19 protein-coding genes are annotated in these 23,320 nt (G+C 33.6%); 2 read left to right on the top strand and 17 right to left on the bottom strand.

What is annotated here, in order from left to right; all coding sequences use genetic code 11:
• Positions 1 to 91: 91 nt before the first annotated feature.
• The 3 genes from lpxB to surE form a co-directional block, all read right to left on the bottom strand.
• Positions 92 to 1,219 (bottom strand): lipid-A-disaccharide synthase, encoded by a 1,128-nt coding sequence (gene lpxB / locus CHB80_RS22720; RefSeq protein ID WP_089373821.1) that lies wholly within the window; start codon positions 1,217 to 1,219, stop codon positions 92 to 94.
• A 1-nt stretch (position 1,220) separates the two neighbouring features.
• Positions 1,221 to 1,499, bottom strand: coding sequence for a hypothetical protein (locus CHB80_RS22715; protein ID WP_089373820.1), 279 nt, complete (start codon positions 1,497 to 1,499; stop codon positions 1,221 to 1,223).
• A 107-nt stretch (positions 1,500 to 1,606) separates the two neighbouring features.
• Positions 1,607 to 2,380, bottom strand: a complete 774-nt coding sequence (gene surE / locus CHB80_RS22710; RefSeq protein ID WP_089373819.1) for a 5'/3'-nucleotidase SurE — start codon at positions 2,378 to 2,380, stop codon at positions 1,607 to 1,609.
• Positions 2,381 to 2,533: 153 nt separating this feature from the next.
• On the opposite strand from surE, the gene CHB80_RS22705 reads away from it, so the two are divergent.
• Positions 2,534 to 4,675: a carboxy terminal-processing peptidase gene (locus CHB80_RS22705; RefSeq protein ID WP_089373818.1), complete on the top strand. Its 2,142-nt coding sequence runs from the start codon at positions 2,534 to 2,536 to the stop codon at positions 4,673 to 4,675.
• A 3-nt stretch (positions 4,676 to 4,678) separates the two neighbouring features.
• A complete protein-coding gene (locus CHB80_RS22700) occupies positions 4,679 to 5,779 on the top strand; it encodes an ABC transporter permease (RefSeq protein ID WP_089373817.1) in 1,101 nt (366 codons plus the stop codon).
• Between the two features lie 88 nt (positions 5,780 to 5,867).
• On the opposite strand, the gene CHB80_RS22695 is transcribed toward CHB80_RS22700, so the two are convergent.
• The 14 genes from CHB80_RS22695 to CHB80_RS22635 form a co-directional block, all read right to left on the bottom strand.
• Positions 5,868 to 6,071 carry a hypothetical protein gene (locus tag CHB80_RS22695; protein ID WP_089373816.1) on the bottom strand — a complete coding sequence of 68 codons (204 nt, stop codon included), beginning with the start codon at positions 6,069 to 6,071 and terminating at the stop codon, positions 5,868 to 5,870.
• A gap of 124 nt (positions 6,072 to 6,195) precedes the next feature.
• A complete protein-coding gene (locus CHB80_RS24795; RefSeq protein ID WP_179218254.1) occupies positions 6,196 to 6,363 on the bottom strand; it encodes a hypothetical protein in 168 nt (55 codons plus the stop codon).
• 11 nt (positions 6,364 to 6,374) lie between these two features.
• Positions 6,375 to 6,566, bottom strand: coding sequence for a hypothetical protein (locus tag CHB80_RS22690; protein ID WP_179218253.1), 192 nt, complete (start codon positions 6,564 to 6,566; stop codon positions 6,375 to 6,377).
• A gap of 87 nt (positions 6,567 to 6,653) precedes the next feature.
• Positions 6,654 to 6,836 carry a hypothetical protein gene (locus CHB80_RS22685; protein ID WP_089373814.1) on the bottom strand — a complete coding sequence of 61 codons (183 nt, stop codon included), beginning with the start codon at positions 6,834 to 6,836 and terminating at the stop codon, positions 6,654 to 6,656.
• A 366-nt stretch (positions 6,837 to 7,202) separates the two neighbouring features.
• Positions 7,203 to 10,721, bottom strand: coding sequence for a T9SS type A sorting domain-containing protein (locus CHB80_RS22680; RefSeq protein WP_089373813.1), 3,519 nt, complete (start codon positions 10,719 to 10,721; stop codon positions 7,203 to 7,205).
• A 21-nt stretch (positions 10,722 to 10,742) separates the two neighbouring features.
• On the bottom strand, positions 10,743 to 11,339 hold the full coding sequence (locus CHB80_RS22675) for a hypothetical protein (protein ID WP_089373812.1): 597 nt from the start codon (positions 11,337 to 11,339) through the stop codon (positions 10,743 to 10,745).
• A gap of 145 nt (positions 11,340 to 11,484) precedes the next feature.
• Positions 11,485 to 11,673 carry a hypothetical protein gene (locus tag CHB80_RS22670; protein ID WP_089373811.1) on the bottom strand — a complete coding sequence of 63 codons (189 nt, stop codon included), beginning with the start codon at positions 11,671 to 11,673 and terminating at the stop codon, positions 11,485 to 11,487.
• Positions 11,674 to 11,918: 245 nt separating this feature from the next.
• Positions 11,919 to 13,988, bottom strand: a complete 2,070-nt coding sequence (locus CHB80_RS22665; RefSeq protein WP_089373810.1) for a S8 family peptidase — start codon at positions 13,986 to 13,988, stop codon at positions 11,919 to 11,921.
• A gap of 37 nt (positions 13,989 to 14,025) precedes the next feature.
• Complete coding sequence (locus CHB80_RS22660; RefSeq protein ID WP_089373809.1) at positions 14,026 to 14,766, bottom strand: hypothetical protein; 741 nt, start codon at positions 14,764 to 14,766, stop codon at positions 14,026 to 14,028.
• 20 nt (positions 14,767 to 14,786) lie between these two features.
• Positions 14,787 to 18,905 carry a T9SS type A sorting domain-containing protein gene (locus CHB80_RS22655; RefSeq protein WP_089373808.1) on the bottom strand — a complete coding sequence of 1,373 codons (4,119 nt, stop codon included), beginning with the start codon at positions 18,903 to 18,905 and terminating at the stop codon, positions 14,787 to 14,789.
• On the bottom strand, positions 18,902 to 19,318 hold the full coding sequence (locus CHB80_RS22650; RefSeq protein ID WP_089373807.1) for a hypothetical protein: 417 nt from the start codon (positions 19,316 to 19,318) through the stop codon (positions 18,902 to 18,904). Before CHB80_RS22650 ends, CHB80_RS22655 begins: the two co-directional genes overlap by 4 nt.
• Positions 19,319 to 19,360: 42 nt before the next feature.
• Entirely contained in the window at positions 19,361 to 22,093 is a 2,733-nt protein-coding gene (locus CHB80_RS22645) for a CHAT domain-containing protein (protein ID WP_089373806.1), read from the bottom strand.
• Between the two features lie 107 nt (positions 22,094 to 22,200).
• Positions 22,201 to 22,629: a hypothetical protein gene (locus CHB80_RS22640; protein ID WP_143337228.1), complete on the bottom strand. Its 429-nt coding sequence runs from the start codon at positions 22,627 to 22,629 to the stop codon at positions 22,201 to 22,203.
• Positions 22,630 to 22,708: 79 nt separating this feature from the next.
• Positions 22,709 to 23,155: a hypothetical protein gene (locus CHB80_RS22635; protein WP_089373804.1), complete on the bottom strand. Its 447-nt coding sequence runs from the start codon at positions 23,153 to 23,155 to the stop codon at positions 22,709 to 22,711.
• Between the last annotated feature and the right edge of the window lie 165 nt (positions 23,156 to 23,320).

Here is a 23,320-nt window from a genome sequence, read left to right as displayed (position 1 = left end):
ATTGACTTCAAATAGCGGGTTATACTATTTAAATCTTTTTTAAGAAGAAACAGATAGTGTGATTTTCCGAAAGGATATAGTACCAAAATCCTCAACTACCGACTGCCGACTTCTTACTATTTTCCACAATCAATTTTGCAGTTTTCGAGCTTGCTCCACGACCTCCTAATTTTTGTTCCAGATCATAGTAATCTGCAAATATTTGTCCGCGTTGATAGTCATCTAATATTTGAGTTAATGCTGCTTTTAATGTTTTAGTGGTAAAGTCATTTTGGATCAATTCTGTCACGACTTCTTTATTCATAATTAAATTCACCAAAGAAATATAGTCAAGTTTAATAATTCGTTTGGCAATTTCATAAGAGATTCGACTTCCTTTATAACATACTACTTGCGGAACTTTAAACAGGGCTGCTTCTAACGTAGCCGTACCTGAAGTAACGAGGGCAGCATTGGCAAAACTTAGTACGTCATAGGTTTTGTTCATGATTAAGCGTACATGTGCGTCTTTAAGAAATGGTTCATAGAAAGAAGCCTCTTGACTTGGTGCACCAGCAATCACAAATTGGTATTCAGGATACGCATCTACGACACTTAACATCACACTGAGCATGGCATTAATTTCTTGCTTACGACTTCCAGGTAGTAAAGCAATCATCGGGCGCTCATCTAAGTCATGCTCTTTGGCAAATACTTCTGGGTCTGCTTGGGTACGTCCCGAAATAGCATCTATAAGCGGGTGCCCTACAAATTGTACAGGATATTGGTATTTGGTATAAAAACTTTCTACAAAAGGTAAGATCACATACATATGATCTATGGTTGCTTTAATTGTTTTGACACGACCAGCACGGGAGGCCCATACCTGCGGACTAATATAATAATGTGTGTTATATCCTTGAGCTTTGGCCCATTTGGCAATACGTAAGTTAAAACCAGAATTATCAATAAATACAATCACATCAGGATGAAATGCAGCAATATCTTTTTTACAAGCGCTTATAAAACCTAAAATGGTAAAGAGATTTTTTAGAATTTCTATAAATCCCATAAAAGCGCGTTCCTTATAATGTGTCACAAGTGTACCACCTGCTTCTTGCATGAGATCACCACCCCAAAAACGAATATCTGCTTCTGGATCTTCATGATATAAAGCCTTCATAAGATTTGATCCGTGCAAATCTCCACTAGCTTCTCCTACAAGTATGTAATATTTCAAATTATAAGAATTTAAGTGCCATTATTAAGATAGCAATAATTACAGTAATCGTGAGTACGCCACGTGCTTTATGATCTTGTTTCTTTTTTATAAATAGAAAAAAGACAGCTAGATTTAAAACGGCTCCAAGGGTTACAATCTTACCAAAATATCCCTCATCCAACGATTTTTTAATGGTTACATCAAAGGTGTTATCAGAAAATGCCAGGATATAAAGATATACTCCTATAACGTTGGCAATGAGTCCAATAATAGCTCCTGAGATGATGTCTTTTTTCATAGGTAAGGGTTCGATTATTTATACAAAAGTAACAATCCTTTTTGAGGTGTGGTGGTATACGCTTTCGCGAAAGCGTATAAAGTTTGTTTTTTCACATCATTTTAAGCTTAAAGATCCCAACTATTGAGTTCTTGAATAGCATGGTGTGCTGTGAGATCAAATTGTGTTGGGACAATACTTACGTATCCGTGTGCAAGTGCCCACTCATCGGTGTCTTCGCCTTTATCTTCATTAATGAACTCGCCTGAAAGCCAATAATAATCGCGACCATAAGGGTTGGTACGCTTGTCAAAATCTTCTACCCACATAGCTTTGGCTTGACGGCATATTTTTGTGCCCTTAATTTCCTCAAATGGAAGTTTAGGAATGTTTACATTAAGAACTACACCTTTGGGGAGTCCGCTTTCTAAAACTTTTTCTGTAATAGATTTTACAAAAGGCTTGCAAGCTTCAAAATTTGCATCTGCACTATAGTCTAATAAAGAAAAACCAATAGCGGGAATGCCTTCTACACCTGCTTCTACAGCAGCACTCATTGTACCACTATATATGACATTGATAGATGAGTTACTTCCATGATTGATACCGCTTACACAAATATCTGGCTTTCTATCCAGTATTTGTTGATTGGCTAGTTTTACACAATCGGCTGGGGTGCCAGAGCAGCTATATTCTTGATGCGTTGCCTCTGGATCAAAAACAAAAGGGTCACAGTATAACGTGTCATTTATAGTAATGGCATGTCCCATGGCACTTTGAGGTTTGTCTGGGGCAACAACTATAATATCTCCTATAGTACGCATGACTTCTATAAGTGTACGTATGCCTTTTGCAGTAATTCCATCATCATTTGTGATAAGAATAAGTGGTTTTTTTGCCATGAATAGGTAAAGTTGGATTCTATGCGCGAAAATACGTAAATTGCTTTTCTTTAATGCCTAAATAAGGTTTAACAAAATATTACAAGGTTTATTTATATTCTGGCACAATTTTTAATGTAAATTGGTAGTTAAAAAATGCAAATACATAATTTTATGAGAAGTAATTTAAAGTTAATAGCTCTTGCCCTGCTATTTTCGGTGGCGAGTTGTAGTTTTACTACAAAAGAAATAGATGATGATCCAGATAAAGATAAATTACTATTAGATCTAATATCTTATGTGATTGAGCGTGGTCATTTTGACCCAAAAGCAATGGATGATTCATTTTCAGAATCTGTTTTTGAAGATTATATAGATGCATTGGATCCTTATAGACGATTTTTTCACAAAAAAGATATAGAAGAGTTTGCTGCTTATAAGGACAAAATAGATGATATGGTAAAAGAAAAGGATCTCACATTCTTTGATCTTACCTATACACGTTTTGAAGAACGCTTTAAAGAAGCTGCAGAAGCACAACGTGCCATTTTAGAAAAACCATTTGACTTCTCTAAAAATGAATCTATAGATACAGAGTATGAAAAATTACCGTATCCAAAAAACAAAAAAGAAGTAAAAGAGCGTTGGAGATTACAACTAAAGTTAAGTGCTTTAAGTACGTATTACGATCTTAAAGATACTCAAGACAAGCAACTAGCTGAAGGGGAAGAACTGGAAGAAGTGCTTACAGACGTTCAATTAGAAGAAAAGGCAAGAGAAGAAGTTGCCGATGGTACGTCAAACTTTTTTGACCTTACCGAAGAGCTTGAACGTAAAGATTACTTTGCATACTTCCTGAATGCAATTGTAGAAGAGTTTGATCCACATACCAATTACTTTGCGCCTGTACAGAAAGATAGATTTGACCAACGTATGAGTGGTCAGTTTGAAGGAATTGGAGCACGTCTTCAAAAGAGAAATGGAGCAGTGCATGTAACCGATATTATTTCTGGAGGACCAGCTTGGAGACAAGAAGAATTACAAGCAGGGGATATTATCTTAAAAGTAGCTCAGGATGGTGATGAGCAAGCAACAAGTATTCAAGGAATGCGCCTTGATGATGCTATTCAACTTATTAAAGGGCCAAAAGACACTAAGGTAACGCTTAACGTAAAGCGTAAAATAGATGGTAGTATTAAAGATATTGTTATTACCAGAGATGTTGTATTGCTAGAAGAAACGTATGCACGCTCTGCTGCGGTTACAAAGGATGGTCGTAATTATGGAGTTATTAATTTACCAAGCTTCTACTTTGATACAGAAAATGCAGGCGGACGTAATGCCGCTACAGATATAAAACAAGAAATTATACGTCTTAAAAAACAAGGCATGGAAGGTCTTGTGATAGATTTACGTAATAATGGAGGTGGGTCTCTAAAGGCTGTTGTAGATATGGCAGGTCTATTTATAAAAGAAGGACCTGTAGTACAAGTAAAATCTAGCGATGATACTCCAGATATTCTTAATGATGAAGACAAAGGGATCTTATGGGATGGACCTCTTGTTATTCTTGTAAATGAAAACTCAGCTTCTGCAAGTGAAATCCTAGCAGCAGCAATGCAAGATTACAAAAGAGCTATTATAATAGGAGGGAAGCAAACCTTTGGAAAAGGAACCGTACAACGTTTCTTCCCATTAAATAGATGGTTACGATCTAATGATTATGGAGATATAGGATCTCTTAAAGTAACTATTCAGAAGTTTTACCGTGTAAATGGTGGATCAACTCAGTTGGAAGGAGTTAAAAGTGATGTTGTTGTTCCAGATGTATATAGCTATATAGATATAGGAGAGCGCGATCAAGAAAACCCACTACCTTGGGATCGAATCAGAGCGGCTACCTATGATGCATGGGACGGATACATCGATTATGAAAAAACAATACAAAATAGTGTTGCACGTATTTCAAAAAGTGAACAACTTAAACTTATAAATGAGTATGCAAAATGGCTTAAGGAACGTCGCGAAGATACAGAGTGGGACTTAAGTTATGAAGGGTATAAAAATAGAATCGTACAAAGCGAAGAATTAGGAAAACGTTTTGATGCTATAGATGATTATACGTCTAATTTGACTTATAATTCATTGCCTTATGAATTAAAGCTTTTTGAAAAAGATACCGTACTAAAAGATAAAAGAGAACGTTGGCATAAAAGTCTTGCAAGTGATGTCTATGTAGAAGAGGCACTTAATGTATTACAAGACTTAAAAATCAATAATATTAGAAAGAGTAAAATTGCTGCGATAAAAGATTAATCTATGTCGCAAACCGCAAATTCACTTACAAGCTTAGCGCTCCAAAAGTTTAAGAAAAACTTTTGGGGCGTTTTGAGTTTATGCTACATTGTACTTTGTGGGATCATTGCATTATTTGCCTATGTATTTGCACCTGATAATAGTCAAAATGCAAATCAGATGCATCTTTCTATACATTCAAGAGGACCAGGATTTACAGTTTCGATGCTTACTATTCCTTCAGCGGTAGAGGAGACTTCCTTTAACGTGTCTTCTCTATTTTTTGGAAAGCAAAATAATGATACAGAAATCCCTATCACATCCTATACGATAGAAAATGACGCGATTATTTATACACCGTATGTAGGAGATGATATAGAAGGGATTTCTAAACGCTTGCAAATGGAAGAAGGGGTAGATGTATACGCTTTCGCGAAAGCGCATATCGCCTCACAAAAATTTTTACTAGGCACCGATAAATACGGAAGAGACTTATTAAGTAGAATGTTTGTGGGGGCGCGTATTTCTTTTTCTATAGGATTTGTAGCTGTTTTTATTTCACTTCTTATAGGGGTGTTTATGGGAGCATTATCAGGGTATTTTGGAGGGAAAGTAGATGCTGCTATTATGTGGATTATTAATGTGACGTGGTCTATTCCTACTTTATTATTAGTTATTGCAATTACATTGGCCTTAGGGAAAGGGTTTTGGCAAGTATTTATAGCGGTTGGACTCACTATGTGGGTTGAGGTAGCTCGTGTAGTAAGAGGGCAGGTAATGGGTGTTAAGCAAATGCAATATGTTACAGCTGCAAAAGCGCTTGGGTATACGCATGGGCGTATTATTATAAGACATATATTACCTAATATCATGGCACCTCTTATTGTAATATCTGCGGCTAATTTTGCGGGTGCTATTCTGATAGAGAGTGGTCTTAGTTTTTTAGGTATTGGGGCGCAACCTCCTATGCCTAGTTGGGGAGCAATGATTAAAGATCATTATAGCTATATTATTTTAGGAAAACCATATCTGGCTGTTATTCCTGGGGTAGCGATTATGTTATTAGTTATGGCTTTTATGTTGGTAGGAAATGCGCTAAGAGATGCTTTAGATGTAAAGAGTTAACTTGAGATTCAAACAAAATATAATATATAAATAAAGGCAAGATTTAAATGTAAATCTTGCCTTATATACGTGCTTTTTAAAACGTATTTTAATTACCGAATCCAGTAAGGCATTCGTGTACTTCTTGAGTTCCTAAGCAACATCCATTAAAAACAGGAAAGCCTCCACAGTTTGTACATTCTGCTGGAGTGTAAACAGGACATCTTACAGCATCTTTTCCTCCTTTAACTTCTTTTTGTTCTTTACTGTTTAGTTTTTGAACTCCTTGTAAATTTGAAATTTTCTTAAGCATAATAATAAAATTAATAGTTGATGGTTATGAATATTTATAGACATTCATAGTGTGTGTCTGTATTTTAACTAATGATATAGACGAGTATTCTATATGTGTTAAATAGGTGTTCTTATGATGGGTGTTAGCATACTGTTTGTTGACAGTTGTCAAAACAATCTCCTAACTCAATTCTATTTCTAGAAACAAGAACACAATGGTCATAACAGGCTATACAGGCATTACCTCCTGTGATACTTTTTTGTGTAGAAGCCGTTAGTACTTCTCCTACTTTTTTTATGTTTTTAAGCATCTTTCTACCTATTAAGCACAACTTCTTGTGTCATATACACAAACTCCAAAGTTGATAATACATGCATATATACAAAATGGATTACCTGGAATTTGACAATCTGAATCAGAAGTACAGGTAGTAATCATACCCCCAGTTACTGATTGTTGTTCAGCTTTATTTAACTCTTTAACTCCATTTGCTTTTAAAATGTTTTTTAACATAAGATTCTTTTTTAAGATTAATGTTTTTAAGCGTAAACAATACATAAGTATCATTTATAAGCTATATTTTCATTTGTATAGGGGTGATTAATCAGTACACATTCCGTCCATACAACATCCTCTTCCATCTGGACTGTTTGGGTTATTATAGCATGGGCACCCTTCACTTTCTGGTGTACAAAGGAAGATGTTACATCCTATTGATCCTCCGTTAATAGATTTTTGTTGCTCTACATTTAGTTGCGTTCCTAGTTTTACTAATTTTTTCATGGTTAAAATAAATTTTGAATTTTAATGATAACCTTGATCCATTAAAGACACTCAAGGCATATGTCTATCCTTGCAAGAATATTTTTAAGTATTTTTTTAGTAATTTGATAGTCAGATTGTTATTGGGGTTGGGTTTTTACTTAAAAATACTTAAAAATGTATTTAAATTATTGATAATCTGAATTTTAACACTAAAAAACGCCAAGATTTAACGTATTGGTAATAAAACCATAAAAAAATAGGATAATAAAACGGCTTGTTTCAAAAAAAATAATGCCATCAATAGTATGTTGATGGCATTATTTTAAAATGATTTGAAAGCGCATGTTTATAGATACGCTCATCAATGAATTAAGAGTATTTCTTTTATTGTTTTATAATTTTTTCAGTGATATAAGTATTATCACTTGTTAAGATTTTAATAAAGTATATTCCCTTTTTGAGTTTGGAAATCGTAATGGTATTTAAGTTTCCTTCATCTTTCCATACAAGATGCCCATGGGTATTAAATATTTCTATAGTTTTTATTTCCTGTTTTTGGTCTAGTAATTCTATAAATAGATCTTCTTTTGTAGGGTTAGGATATATGAATACTTGATTCTCATCCGTGTTTTCATATCTAGATGGAATGTTTGTATCGTTTTCACCTACATTAGCAGTATCTACACAAGTAATTTTTATATCATCTATAGCGATGTAACCATCATTAACAGGATTGTTTAGGTCTGGATATAATGGAAATTGTAATGTTAAGGTTGTAGCTGTTGTTGTTGGTCCTGTTGTGAAGGTCATCGTTCTTTGATGCCAGTAATTATCTTCATTGGTATAATACGTATCAGGTCCATCCCATTCTTGACCATCAAAAGAGACTTTGGTTTTGTAGTATAAATTTGCTGTTTGTCTACCAGGGGCATGTGTACGCAATGGTAAATCATAAAATTCTATTTGATACGTTGTATTGGGTTCTAAGTTTTCTATTTGTGTATAGACACCAGAGAAGTTAGGATCTGTATGCTTAGAATTATTCCAATATGCCATCACACTTTCATGTCCAGAGGGTGGTGTTTTTATGCGATGTGGTTTCATCCATAGATTTGTATTAGTGCCTTGGTTTACTAATATGTCACAGTTATAGTCATCATAAAAGTCTTCTGTTAGTAATACATGATAGGCTGCATAATAGATAGTTGCTTTCCAAGGGAAGGGAGTGTTCCAAGCAGGATTGAAGTGTCCAAAAGGAAAGGCAGTACATAGGTCACCATCGGCATAGGTAACATCTGCTGAGTCAAAATTACCATACACATCTACTTCGCAAATTTCGATGCAAGAGACCTGTACATTTATGTTATCAATAAAGTTATTGGTGCTTGCAGGAGGTAATGTTATGGTGTCTATAAGCCCATTAGCTTCTGTATAATGTAATCCAGTTGTCTCACCCATAGTACGTCGTAACTGATATGTTTCTGTGGAGGTAATAGTGCCGATTGTTAATTCAGAACCATTACCTATTGGTGAGATAGTATCTGAAGTAATTAGGTCAGTATCATTTGATGTAAGTTGAATATCATCATTTGTATAAAAAACGCCATCTTCTCCCGCTAGCCACCAAGAGAAGTTCATACCTCTAACGGTGTATAAATTGGTGCCAATAGTGGTTAATTCATTGAGAGAACAATCTACTTCAACTTCTGTTTCTATATCTTCAATAGTATCTTCAATAAGTTCTAAGTGATCAAATAAAATAAAACCAGAGTTTCTTGCAGAAACAAAAGTACCTTCATATTCTTGATCAGCAACAAACGAATATACATGTTGCGAAATTTGATCGGAAGTTGAGGTGAAATTTGTTACTGACTGTGCTAGATAACTTGGAGAATTTTCTTGAGGAGGAGCATCTGGATAATAGGTGTCTTGATCTATATCTTCAAAAAAACCAATGCGATATCTTCTTTTTGCTTCATTATCTTCATCCAGTCCTTTACTAAAATGACTTACTATGTAACGTTTATCAGGTTGTAAATTAGAAGTTAATTTTGTCATTACCCCTTTTGTTCCTTCTAAAGCAAAAACACCATTATTGTTAACGATATCATCAGTAATAGCAGGAATGTGAGCGACTACATCTGCAAGAGTATAGATGTCAAAAAAGTATCTAGCATTATGATTTACTGGATACCATCCAGGCATGAAATCATAAGGAACTCTTATACCACTTGAAAAAGTATTATTGAAAACTAGAGGATGCGATGGTAATTCATAATCAGTAATGAATTCAGAATTACATATTAAATTGAAATCTGTGCTTTCCGGAGTACAATTAAAATTCACCAAATGATCTGAGCAAGGAAGTATTTTAAATGTGACTAAGGCTGGATTACTTAATCTACCCGTCGTATTTTCTACAAGCTGATAACGTATCTTATATTCCCTTCCAAGTAGCATTTGATCTGTATAATTTATTGTAATACTATTTGTGTTATTCTGTACTTCCATCTGAACATTATCTGCTATCGTAATATGACCAGGTTTTAATAGATTAATTACCTCAGTATTTACAATGCTATAATTAGAAGTAATGATATCATTTTGTATAATATCTATTTCATAAGAAGGACCTTCACATTCATTAAATGTAAAGTAACTATCCTCTAGACAAGGATCATCTATTGCATAAGCCATATTGATAGTACTTGCAGGAAAGTTAATATCCCTGTTTGGGTTTATTGTTGCATTGTCAGTAATTAAGAATTCAGATCCATAGGTTGTTGTTGTTTGATATCCTAATTCATTAAGTATACTTACCTCGTCATGATGTAATCGTTTATATTCTAGATGTGAATAAGAAGGAGACATGATATAACTTACACCATTTGTACAATTGTTGGTGTCATTTATGTGTGATGGTTGTACAAAATTACCATCACTATCCATACTGTGTAACGGAAATGTATGACTTGTTGTTTGAATTGTATTTGTAGGACATGGATCTTGGAATGCTACACTAGGGTTAATTCCAGCTGAAATATCCCAGTCATACGGAGTAGAAGTATCTATAAAGGGAGTCGTATTATTATAAAGTAAAGTGTCAAATGGTGATATAAAATTACTAGAGGTAGTTCCATTACCATTCTGATCTAAAAATGAGATAAATCCCATGGCATGTAGTATTTCATGCTGGATAATACCATAAAGATCATATAGCTCTCCAGATAGATTAGTTCCATCTACATCCATGATCCCATCATTATTTAGATCTTCTACAAAATGATCTACATAAAAATTATTTAGTAAATTTTGATTTATTTGAATGATACCGTCATCGGAAGTACTTGTGTTGTATGTTGTTCCTAAATTTATTTTATTCCATACATCTCCTCTAATAATAGTACCTCTTCGTGTACTGCCAGGATATAAAGCTGTACCAGTTGCTAATGGTTGATCTTCTATTGCAATCGTGCCTTCATCTGAAAAATCTACCACTTTAATTCTAAAATTTACTTGAGGAAAATTACCATCACAATTTTTTTGAAAGACCAATAGTTGTTCGAGGTCTTCAAAAACCTGATCTATAATTAATCTAAAGGAACTAGGAGTGTTGTCATAAAAAGTATTAAAATGCCCTCCAGACGAAACTCTTCTTTGAGTTGTGATATTATCTTTGGCATTAAGAATTTCAGTACAATAATAATTTCCAAAACGGTCCATAACAGACATTTCTTTACTATGATCTTTATTCTCATTATAATGTGACGAGTTTTGACAATGTAAGTAAGGCTGTCTTTTATATGTAAACTCTTTACAGGTATGGGTGTGACTATTTGTTTGAGCGAATGTGTTTCCCAAAATAAACAAACAGAAAAAAAGTAATGTAGATGCTCTTTTCATAATTAGTTGTTTTATAATTTTTTAGTAGACATAGTAACTTACCTGAGCTACAAGAAATCTAGTACAGTTATTACATAAAAGCTGATCTTGATAAAAGGTTACATGCGCTATTTGATACTCTGAATAGTTTGTATCTCCATAATCTTTAGCCACACAAGCAAAGTATTGCTTTATTTGATTGGATATTGCTGGAGTAATGTCATCAGACAAGTATTCATACGTTCCGAAAAAATTAGGACTATCTTCAATACTAAAAGTCACTGAGCATACTTCTACAGGTTGTGGGGCTCCCGTACATGTACTAAACTCATCATTACAGAAAAAAACACTTTTCAATTCATCAACAACATCATTCGTATCATCACTATAAGGTACATTTACAGTAATATCAGCCAAAGAAAAAACATCTGGACATACTATGATTTCTGCAGGTGTTACGGGCGTTGTTTCTGTATAACAAAAATTAACATGCCCAGTCGTAGTGCCTCTTCTGTTTAGAGTTTGATCTGTTGTCGTTTCTCCTAGTTCAAATACTTCAGTTTCAGTTTCTGGTGAGCAAGCCGTAAAAAATAGAATAGCTAAAATAGAAGTGACAATAAGTTTGATTATATGTTTCATAATATTATGTTTTGTATGTGTTTTTAATTGATGAGAATTAAGAGAATTCTGTAGAAGAGTATTGTTTTGAGATGGTAATTAGGTATTCTAAGTGATATAGAAACTAAGGGAATACTTTTTTTAGAATTCCCTTAGTTTAGAGTGATTAATCTCTACAACAAACGCAATGTCCCATGGTTGGGTGTGGGTGATATCCTTGAGCACATGTTTCACCAGCTGCAATTAAATACGGAGCAACGCAAATTACTTTTCCAAAACCTTGCATGCCTCCCAAAGTTTCTTTTAGTTGTTCTTGACTAAGTGTATTTCCTAAATTTGAAATGTTTTTTAACATAATTAAGTATTTATAAAATTAGAATTACTGTGAACATTTAGAGACACTCACAGAGTATGTCTATTCTTCGCGAGAAAATATTATTTAGATCGATGAGATAAAGCATCGTTCGTCCTGTAGCTTTCTGATATAGAAGAGCTGTCAAACGTTTAAAATGAAGATGTATACGCTTTCGCGAAAGCGTATAAAAGCATCCAATAAAAATTTATATTGATTTTTTGTTCATTTACTTTGAAGTAAAAAAGTTACATTTTGATTACTTTTTCAGTAAAAGAGTTCTTGTTTACGGTATGTACTTTAATGAGGTATATTCCCTTTTTAAAGGCCGAGATATTCAAACTATTATTTTCTAAAGCAGTTACTTCAGAAATTAGATGACCATGGATATTATAAATCTCAACAGAAGCTATTTTATCATTTTGACTTACTAATTGTAACTGTACTATATCTCGAGTTGGATTTGGATATAGAATTAGTTCACTTTCAAGTTCAGACGATGTATTTCTAGAGGTTTCAGAAGAGGAAGCACTAGTTGAAACATTAGATGGGACACAGATGTCATTAATAGTTGTATCTGTATTTAAAATGACATACCCATTGGCTCCTGGTTTTAAAGATGTCCCCTCTGTAAGCTCAATACTATTTCTTGCTGTAAAATCTACAGTAGTATTTTCTTCAAATTGAACATTCTCTATAAGAAGATCATTGTTGAATTTGTCAAGATTAAAATCATAACGATGAAATCTATGGTTTTTAATAACGGCTAGTCCATCATACTTTTGCATTTCATCTACAAACTCAACAGCGTTTCCTGTTTCTAACTTTCCTGAACCTATGAGTCCATAAAATGGAGCATTAAGATGTGTGTTTTCTATATCTTTAGCAGTAAGTTTTAGGATGTTTTCCACTTCCTTAGGAGTCAAACACTCATTAACCATAAACATGAGAGCAACGGTTCCTGTTACATAGGGAGCAGCTGGAGATGTTGCGTTTCCATATTTACCTTCAAGAAGATAATTAAGTTGTCCATCATTATTATGATCTACTGGGCAATTGTATATATGAGTAGCATACAAATGCACTTGGTATCCAGGCGCTAAAATATCAATTTGGTCATTTAATGTTAATATGCCACTTCCATTTGGATTCCAATAATTAGTATACACACCTTGAGGTTCGTTAATACCATCATCAAGTACTAATTGTGACACAGAATCTTCAATACGCCATAAATATGATTGATTTGTGGTTCCTGGGATTGCGGTTACCTCATGCGGATTATCCATATCATACCAGTGATTTACGCCACTTACAGATATCACATTATCAAAAGAAGCGGGATAGTTGTATAAAGGGAAATAACCGTTTGCATTAAAGTTAAGATTATTACCTCCTGAGGCTACTAGAACTACTCCATAATCTTCAACAATTTCATTTATAGATTCTTGTATGTCTTGACGGTGTTGGGAGCTCTGAATATATTGATCTGGTGGTAAAGATGAAGTGCCTCCCCAACTCATATTAATTACCTTGACACCACTTTGTGCCAAAGTCAAGAGATGTCCGTACGAAAATGCATTGGCAGCTAGTATATCACAATCATAGCATACACCCACTGTTCCATATCCATTGTCTCCTTGTGCAGCGGCTATTGCTCCTACACCTGTACCATGGGTAGAAAACCCATTATCGCAATCGGGAGTAAGATTTCCATAACTATAACCATTGGGTAAGAAAGATACTTTTCCTGCTAAATCTGGATCTTGATCGTCTACTTTGGCATCAGATAATCCAATTGTAATTGTGTTGTTTAATGAATTTGTAATTCCCCATGCTTTAGGAGCACCAATATACTCTAGTTCCTTACGATCAAAAGTACTTAGATCAAATGGTATACGTACAGGACTTACTACATAGTCATTAGGGAAGTAAGGATTATTGTTTAGTTCCATTTTTTCATCAGTAAGATCTTCTATAACTCTATATTTAGTGGGATATGCTTTCATAAGTTCGCTCACTAAATCTTGTGAAGATGTTTCTAAAAAGAATGCATTTCTTAGATTAATTCTTCTAGAGGTAGGATAGACTTGCTCAAAATTATGGATATCATATTTGGCAAAAAAAGCTTCCTCTTCTTTATCATCTCCTATATATGTAAATTTTTCACCTTCTTTTACGAATTTCGGTGCTACGTCTTCAGAGGCAAATTTCACATAATACCTTTTTACAGTATTCTCTTGTTGAGTATACCCTAAAAAGCTCATCATCATAAGTATGAAGACACTTATTTTTATTTTATCTTTTAGTAAAATCATAATACATGTTTTTTTGATTATTGAAATGCATTATTATTTACTTCGTTAAAGTAGAAACCTCTGCTTTTAAAGCTTCTATTTCTTTTTGTTGTTCAATGAGATAAAGTGTAAGCTCTTCTATTTTCTCTAATAATTTAGCATTCATAGCTCCTAATTCAATACCATTTTCAAGAACTTCTGCTTCTGATGGTACATTAGGTAAGTGACCATTTTGCTGGATGAAATTTTCAACTTCATCTAAAGATTTTAATTCGTAATCATCTTTAAAAACATAATCTGCCCAAGTTGTATATACCTTAACAGAGTGAGCTCTTACTTTTCCATTTACAGAAAGTCGATATGTATCATCTCCATCTACAAAAGAAGAGGTGCCTATTCCCATATTTCCGTTAGGGAATAAGACGTTATCTATAGCTATTCCTGTTCCTCTATTAATAACAAATGCTTCATTTACTGCAGAGAAATCATCGGCTTCACTAAAGATTTTAAAGCTTCCATTTATGGCAGATACAGCCCAAAGTCTTTTGTCAACTGGACTAGATGAGGAATTAAGAAATAATTGCGAAGAAAAACCACCTTCAAGCCATGCATTTACAAAAAATGGGATGGTATTGGTGTCTCCAACAATTAATTGATTTGTTTTTGTAATTCCGTTTACTTCCAGTTCTTGAGTTGGTGTAGTCGTGTTTATTCCTACATTTCCATTTTGAGGAATTTCATTTTGTGCTGTTGTTATACCAGCGATAAATAATACGATTAGTAATGTTAGTTTTTTCATGAGTTTAAAGATTTAATGAATTATTGTTTTATAATTTTTTCAGTGATATAGGTATTGTCACTTGTTAAGATTTTAATGAAGTATATTCCCTTTTTGAGTTTGGAAATCGTAATGGTATTTAAGTTTCCTTCATCTTTCCATACAAGATGCCCATGGGTATTAAATATTTCTATAGTTTTTATTTCCTGTTTTTGGTCTAGTAATTCTATAAATAGATTTTCTTTAGTAGGGTTAGGATATATGTACACTTGATTCTCATCCGTGTTTTCATATCTAGATGGAATGTTTGTATCGTTTTCACCTACATTAGCAGTATCTACACAAGTGATTTTTATATCATCTATAGCGATGTAACCATCATTAACAGGATTGTTTAGGTCTGGATATAATGGAAATTGTAATGTTAAGGTTGTAGCTGTTGTTGTTGGTCCTGTTGTGAAGGTCATCGTTCTTTGATGCCAGTAATTATCTTCATTGGTATAATAGGTATCAGGTCCATCCCATTCTTGACCATCAAAAGAGACTTTGGTTTTGTAGTATAAATTTGCTGTTTGTCTACCAGGGGCATGTGTACGCAATGGTAAATCATAAAATTCTATTTGATACGTTGTATTGGGTTCTAAGTTTTCTATTTGTGTGTATACACCCGATAGGTTTGTATCTGTATGCTTAGAATTATTCCAATATGCCATCACACTCTCATGTCCAGAGGGTGGTGTTTTTATGCGATGTGGTTTCATCCATAGATTTGTATTAGTGCCTTGGTTTACTAATATGTCACAGTTATAATTATCGTAAAAGTCTTCTGTTAGTAATACATGATAGGCAGCATAATAGATAGTTGCTTTCCAAGGAAAAGGTGTATTCCAAGCAGGATTGAAGTGTCCAAAAGGGAAGGCGGTACATAGATCACCATCGGCATAGGTAACATCAGCTGAGTCAAAATTACCATACACATCTACTTGGCATTCTGAAGTAGTTATGCTTGGAATCCATTCTTGAGAAATTACTTCCCAACCTTTAGTAATAGTTAAGGCTTGTGAAGCAGCTAAGTCAAAAGGAAGTTCTTGTTCAAATATGATTCGTCCAGTACGATTTTCTATATAACATAATATATGATTAGTTTCATCTTGTGATTCGAATGTCCAAAAATGTTTTATGTATTCAGGATGTACATCGGTACTTAGACCTGTTGTGGTTCTAAAAAAGCTAGTAGATGAATTTACAAACGTATGTATAGTTCCAGTATCATCGGTTAACGTGAATTCAAAATCTTCCCATGGCGTTTCTGAACGTAACTCTTGTTTTATAGAAAAGTAAATATTGGTTTCAAGTTCTGTATGACCATCAACTAATTCAGGTGAAACAGAATATGAAGTGCCTGAAATATTATTATGTGAGACTTCATGTGTCCAAAAAGTAGTATCATCACCTTCCAAATATACGATCTCTCCATCAAGTCCAGGTGTGCCCGTAGGGTCAGCATCTACATAGTATTTATCTATTGGATTCCCATCTAAAGTAGCATTTATTTCTATAACTCTATTTTGTTTAGGGTCTACTTTAAAGCTAATTACTTCTCCATTTTTTCTTTTTCCAGAGGTGTTTAATACTAAATTTGAAAGTGTCGTATTTGATCTTTTATTATTTGTATTCCCATTAGTATAATATGGGTTAAATCGAACAAGATCATCTGTAACGCGAATCGTAAATTCTCCATCTACATAAGCACCATTTGCCCAGTCTGTAGTATAGAATAGATGTCCAAAATCATTAATTGTAAATGTTGGAACAATAATGCTTGCAACCTTATTTGCTAAGGTATGCTGATTAGAGAATGAGACTCTAGCTCCAATAGCATTAATATCTGATCCATCAAATGCATATGGTAAACCACCTGTTTTATTAAGTTTATAAACGGCTAGTTCATCACCTGTTGGAATGTCTGCCATTCCATTATTTTTATGATCAGGAGCAAAGTATGGACGAATAAGTTTACCTAAACCTATAGCATTTCTGAATTTGAAATTTCTAAATTCTACCTTTGCACCATCTCTTAATACTCCATTATTAAAGCTTCTAGAAAAAAGAGAAGTACCATCTACGTGAGCAAACTCACAATCTTCAAAAATAACAGTGCTTTCTTCCGTAAATTCATTAGAGTAAGTTTCATTAATGCTATTATCAAACCTAGGAAGACGATTGGTGTTCTCTGCATTATTTAGATAATGTAAAGTTCCATTAGGGACATAAGGGAATAAATGCTCACCTCCATAATTTGTTCCAAATGTTGTGTTGTTAAATTGAACTAAAACATCATCCTTTAAAAAACGAATTAAGTTTCCGTCATAGTGGTCATTGGTACTAATAAAATCAGAATTAAAGACATCTACGACTTGAAATTCAAGACGGTTTCCGCCATGGCTTACTAAACTGTTTACGTAGATATACTCACCATCTATTTCGGTATCTGTTAGTTCTAATGCTCCAAAAATTAATCGCGCTTTTACATCGCTGTTCACAATCTTTAAAGTTCCTCGTGTAGCATTAGCAACCTCTTGATTATTATTACTTGATCCGAAGTTTTGAAATTGTAATCCAGTACCTTGAATGTTAGAATTGTAAATTTCAGAAAAAGCAGGTGTAATAGTAGAGTCCACTTCTCCTAGACTAGGATTATTTGCGTCTATTAAATATTGATTTCCAGTTGCGTAATATCTCCAGTGTCCGTACTCACTGGTAATATTTGTGATTCTAAATGCGACATCTGGATGCACATAATTTGGGTGACCAAATGTTTTTACTTGATTTGAAGAAAGATTCAAGTTAGGGTCATCATCATGAAATTGAATAGTAATCGTTGCATTTGCTGTATTTGCAAGTGGTGTGTTGGATATGTCTAAATCATGTCCATTTAGGATAGTAGCCATGGTGGCTGGGTCTAAATTAAACTGATAGAAAGTAGTACCATCTATACTCACACCCATTGTTCGAGAAGGAGCTACATAATCGTACCAAGAAAAATCTGTACTAGGATGATTAGGTTTTAGAACCCCAGCTTCAATTTTAAAGTTGTCAAACTGCCAGCGTCCTCCATCAGCTTCAGTATAGATACTTTCAGAAGTAAAACTTCTTCCATTTTCACCTACATAATGTCCACTATAGTTTACTTTAAGATTTGTGATCGTAATTTGAGAGCCTCCTCCAAATTGATAAATACCTCCATTTTTAGTTCTAATCTCTGCATTTGGATCGTCATTAAGAATAAAGATTTCTTGGTAATTAGAAGTGCCTTCAATACCACCAAGCAATCCGTTAAAATAAAAATTCCAGAAAGGATCTGTACCTGTATCGATATCCCCAGCTAAAGGTGTTGTGTTTTTTAACTCAATAGTTCGTACGGAGTTTCCAGCGCCATTTCCTGAGAGTAAGGTTGTTGTAAAAAATGAACATTGTCCTCCCCATCGCGTTGTCGCTTCATCTGGTGGAATACAAGAGACCTCTACTTTTATATCATGATTGCTTACTTGACTCGCAAATAGGGCAAATGTATACTCCCAGTCTATCGTCTCAGAGCATAGTTTAATACGTGCATTGTTTGTGTTTCTGATAGTTACAGACTGATTATCTGGAAATAGTAAGCCCTTATTGGTCACCTCTGTGTAGTCATCGTGATAAAAAGGATTTACTCCTATAATTCCGTTTTGATTCAGTGTGATGTCTCCGCCATTTGTTATAAGGGTTTGTAATGCATCATAATTATTAGTGTATACATATGCTCTTGTATCTATGTCTTGATTAGGAGCAATACCATTAATACTTGCAGATGTTCCATCTGTAGATACACTTATTATTTGAGCGGTTACTGTGACAATACGTCCAGGAGTTGTAAAAGGAATCTCGGCAGTCGTACTAGGATTATGATGTCCTTTTTTAATAGCTATTAATTTTCCAATATCTGCAGCTGTAAATAAGTGCCCATTTGTAGCATTTATTTGATTTGAACCGGGGGTTACCGATACATCCATGTAACGTAAATCTGCTACAATCCCTGTAAAAGAGGAGCTAAGCGTATTACGAGATGTTGCTTGTGTAGATATGCTAAAAACGCATAGAATAAATAGTATTATTTTATTCATAGTATTGAAATTTTTGATTGTTTGTTTATTGATGTATGAATGAATCTGTTCTTTTTATAAGAAGAATTGGTGGCTTGGTACGCTTTCGCGAAAGCGTACTCAGAAAGCAAAGCATTACGTGAAATACATGCAATTGAAGTATTGATAATTACTTTGGTATTATGCCATACGATACATTGTATTAATGATATCTTGTAGATCAGGCCTATAAGCGTAAACCCTAAACTTGCAAATAGACCTGCTCTCAAATTAGACCCACTTTTATTTAATTTGTAAACAAGAATATTTACAATAGGAAGGATGTCTAAATACAATGGATATTGTTTTTTTTGAAACACAAGAATATCCTTGTCAATGGCAAACTCATTGATGTTAGATATTGATTGTAATCGATATGTAATAGGGTAGTACAAGAAGATTCTTTATGTGTTTCTCCTTGTTGTTCCTGAAGTTTGTTATTTGTTACCCAAGAAAAATATTTTTTTTCTTTTTATGTATAAAATAAAGATGATGAGCATGATACCTATTAAAATAAGTATGTAATTGCTTATGGGGCTTGAAGAATAAAGTGTAGCATCTGCCTCACCTATAAGAATACATGGAGCCCAATAATAGGGTGATTGTTTTGAAAGATCACTTGTATTTATATAATCAAGCTTTGCTAGATGTAATGCATCAGATTTAGAAGCTCCTTCTTTTATATATGAATAAAATGAATCCATAATTTCTGCAGTCATCTTATCATTAGTTTCCCATAAACTAGATACTACAGTATTTGCGCCAGCATAGAAAAAACCTCTTGCTAAACTCATGACACCCTCTCCAGAAAATATATCACCTACACTTGTATTACAGGCGCTAAGTACAACCAACTCTGCATTATTTTGATAAGAGTATAATTCATGGGCTTGTAATTTTGTATCACTAAATGCAATCCAAGGATTTGAAGAGGCATCTGCATGTGTGGCTAAATGAATTATTTTGCTTGTATTTGATCTCGTAAGAAAGTTTTCTTTTGTCGCATCTTTTTCAATAAATGTGATTCCATCTATTCTACTTTTTATAGCACTTATCTCGATATTACTCTTTGTTAATGCAGGTAAATTATCATAAGAAAAAGTAATAGGAGCAAAGCCCGTAAATTCATTAGTATTTGTTCTTTGAATAGCCTCATTGCTTTTTGAAAATGACACCGAATACGAATAGTTTATTTGATTTGATTTAATAAAATAGTCAGTTGGATCATTAGAAACCAAGAGTGATTCAAAAGGAACGTATTGTAATTCTCCATCAGGAATGATAAGTAGTTCTTTGTTTTGAATAGCTTCTTTTATCGTTTTGGAAGGGATTAAATTATTAAATAATGCTTGCGCAGAAGCTTGATAATTTTTCTGATCATTGGTGGTTTGAAACGGTTTTGATATAGAAGTTCTGTATTGGGATATGTGTTTTTTAAGTGCATCTACAGTTTTGACTTCAAAAATATCCGTAAGGGTAGCATCTATATACATTCCATACACAGATTCTTTCTGATCTTCTTGATTTATTCCCCATATATATGAGATAATAGCATTATGATCATTTAGATTTGACTTTACTTCATTAATTGTTGTAAGGTGATCTTTTAATGTGCTTTTTGAATACCAAGGAAAGTTTGTGTCAATAGAATCGGTTAAGTCTTGGTATGCTATTTTAAGGTTAAAGAGGGTTTCTTGTTTTTCTTTTTGGAGTGTTATATTTTCTGTTTGAGTAATGGTCGTTTCTAAATGTAAGATCTCTTTTTTTAAGTCTCTTTCTCGTTTTTGGATAGCATCAGGGAGCTGCTTGTTTTTGACTTTTGTGGTGATTCCAGAAGTGAGAATAAGGGCTTTGTTTTTTTCAATAAAATAAAAAGCAGTGTCTAGTTGATTAAGTAGTTTACATATTCCAACACCTTGTGTGTATAAGGAAGAACCTTTGTCTCTCCAATGTAATTGAGATCTTTCATCACTACTCTCTTCTAGGATATGATCAATTAAGGTATCTGCCATTAATATGTTTTCTAGCGCGAGTGATAGATAGTCTGTGTCTTTATGTACTTGATAAAGTTGCTCTAGTACATATGCTTTTTCTACAAAAGCAGTAAATACATAGTTTTTGTTTTTTGTTTGCTCTAATGCAGTACCCGAGAGCATCGTTGTCTTAGTATTTTTTATACCTGTACTTATGGTAAGAGACGCTTGTATGGCTGTTAGGGCATTGTCAAGATCTGTTCTATATCTATAGTACTGACTTAGATGATGATTTGATATTGCAGCATTTTCAGGACAGCTTTTTAGTGTTTTTTGGATGTAGTAATACACACTATCTTTTTTTGCGATATTATAAAGATCAGATAAGTTAGCATATATGGTGCATTTTTTATCAAGAATATGTGCTCTTTTAAGTAGTGCTAGGTTCTTAAAATGATAGTCTCTAGCTTTTTCAAAATCAAGCGTTTCTGTTCGAGTATAATAATCTGCATACCTTGTGTATATATCAGATTTTCTAGATGGTTTTATGGTGATAAAACCATCTGATTCAAGTGCAAGCATACGATCTAATATCTGTTTGCTTTTTAGCCTCGCTTTAGAACCTTGATTGGAATATACTAAATAAAGATTATTGTAATTGTTAATTAGTTTTGAATAATCTTGTCGTTCCTCTAAAATAGAAATACCCTTTTTAAAATAATCTTCGGCTTTGTAATAATCACCTATCACATTATAATAAAGACCTAATCGAGAATACGACTGGGCTATCCTAGCTTGGTCAATTCCTGCTTCAATAATATCAAGATAGAGTTTATTACTCTTTTCATACTCTTTAGTTACACTATAGAAAAAACCTAATCGAAAACGAAACGTAGCGTAGATAGAATCTTTGACTTTTGAAGCTGGATATTTCTCTAATGCTAGTTCTCCATATTTGATAGCTTCTTCGAGATGGGATTTGTAGATTTTACTAGAAAAGTGGGAAGCAATATTACTATAGTCTTCAAAGTTTTTTGAAGACTCACATAGTGTCAGTAAACTATCTACTTTTGTTTTGAAAGTATACCCTTGATCAGTATATAGCTTGTTGTAGTTTTCAAAATAATTTTGGCTTTGCGCATTGTTTATATAAAACAATACACAAAGCCAAACACATATAATCTGTAATAATTTCAATCTTTATTTTTGAATTTTAAGAATTACTCAAAGAATGTTATATAATATCTATTGCAGATAAATGTAGGGATTTTTAATTATTAGAATTAAGAGCTTGACTGATTTTATTAAAATTCACAAGCTCTAAAATGATAAGCCGAATGTGTATATGACTGTCTTAAGTCAGGATCTGTTGGGGGTAATAAAACAGGTTCTTTAGCACACCCGGGATTTCCTCTGATTGTCCACACTTCAATATTTGGATTAGACTCACAGGTCTCTATAGCAATCATGATACCACAATAAGGAGCACGTATAGCATGTTTTTCTGGTTTTGATAATCCAGGTTCATACTCTACAGAAATATATCCTACACAATATCCATCTGTATCTAGATTGTTATCAATACATGGCGTATTATGATTAGGTTGAACACCAAATTGTTTTGCAGTAGTGAATTCTTGTTCTATAGAATTCTCTGTAGAATCGGTACTACAACCAATTATTAAAATAAAAGCTGATAGTAGACATGTAAGTTTTAAAATACTTTTTTTCATAAAAATAAAGTTTAGGATTATTGTTATAGGGTATAGTTCCATAATCCTATTATTTGTTACCCAGGAATTGAAAAATTTATTAATCAGGTAGAATCAAATCAACATTTGGAGGTTGACATTCACTAGCGATTACAGCTTGTCTTAAGTCTGGATCTACTGGAGGGACAACACCAGGCTGACAGTTTATAGGTAAGGGGCCACTAGTGTAACATGGGCCTCTCATCGTCCAGATTTCACCTAGATTTCGCCCAGTACAAGGCTCTATAGAAATGATGTCCCCACAATAAGGTGCGCGTATAGCCTGTTTTTCAGCCCTAGATAATCCAGGTTCAAATTCTACAAAAACTGTAGCCACAGTATATCCTTCTGTATCTAAATCAGGGTTTGCACATTGTAAGGGTTGAATGCCAAATGTGTTTGCGGTGATTAGTTCTTGTTCTAAAGTGTCATCTCTTTCAGAACTACAACCAATTGTTAAAATAAAAGCAAATAATAGTAAAGCGAATTTTAAAATACTATTTTTCATAAAAAATAAAGTTTAGGGTTAATAATTAATAGTACCATCTTGTTACATAATTCTATTATTTGTTACCCATAAATATAAAAGTTTATTTTTGTTTACCTAATCATTTCTAACGAATGCTCGATAATACAGAGGCCCTCAATGCTTTACTTGAAAATGACGCTAAAG

Origin of the sequence: Dokdonia pacifica (assembly GCF_900188275.1) — a bacterium.
GTDB lineage: Bacteria > Bacteroidota > Bacteroidia > Flavobacteriales > Flavobacteriaceae > Dokdonia > Dokdonia pacifica.
This window is presented reverse-complemented; position numbering and strand designations above follow the sequence as displayed.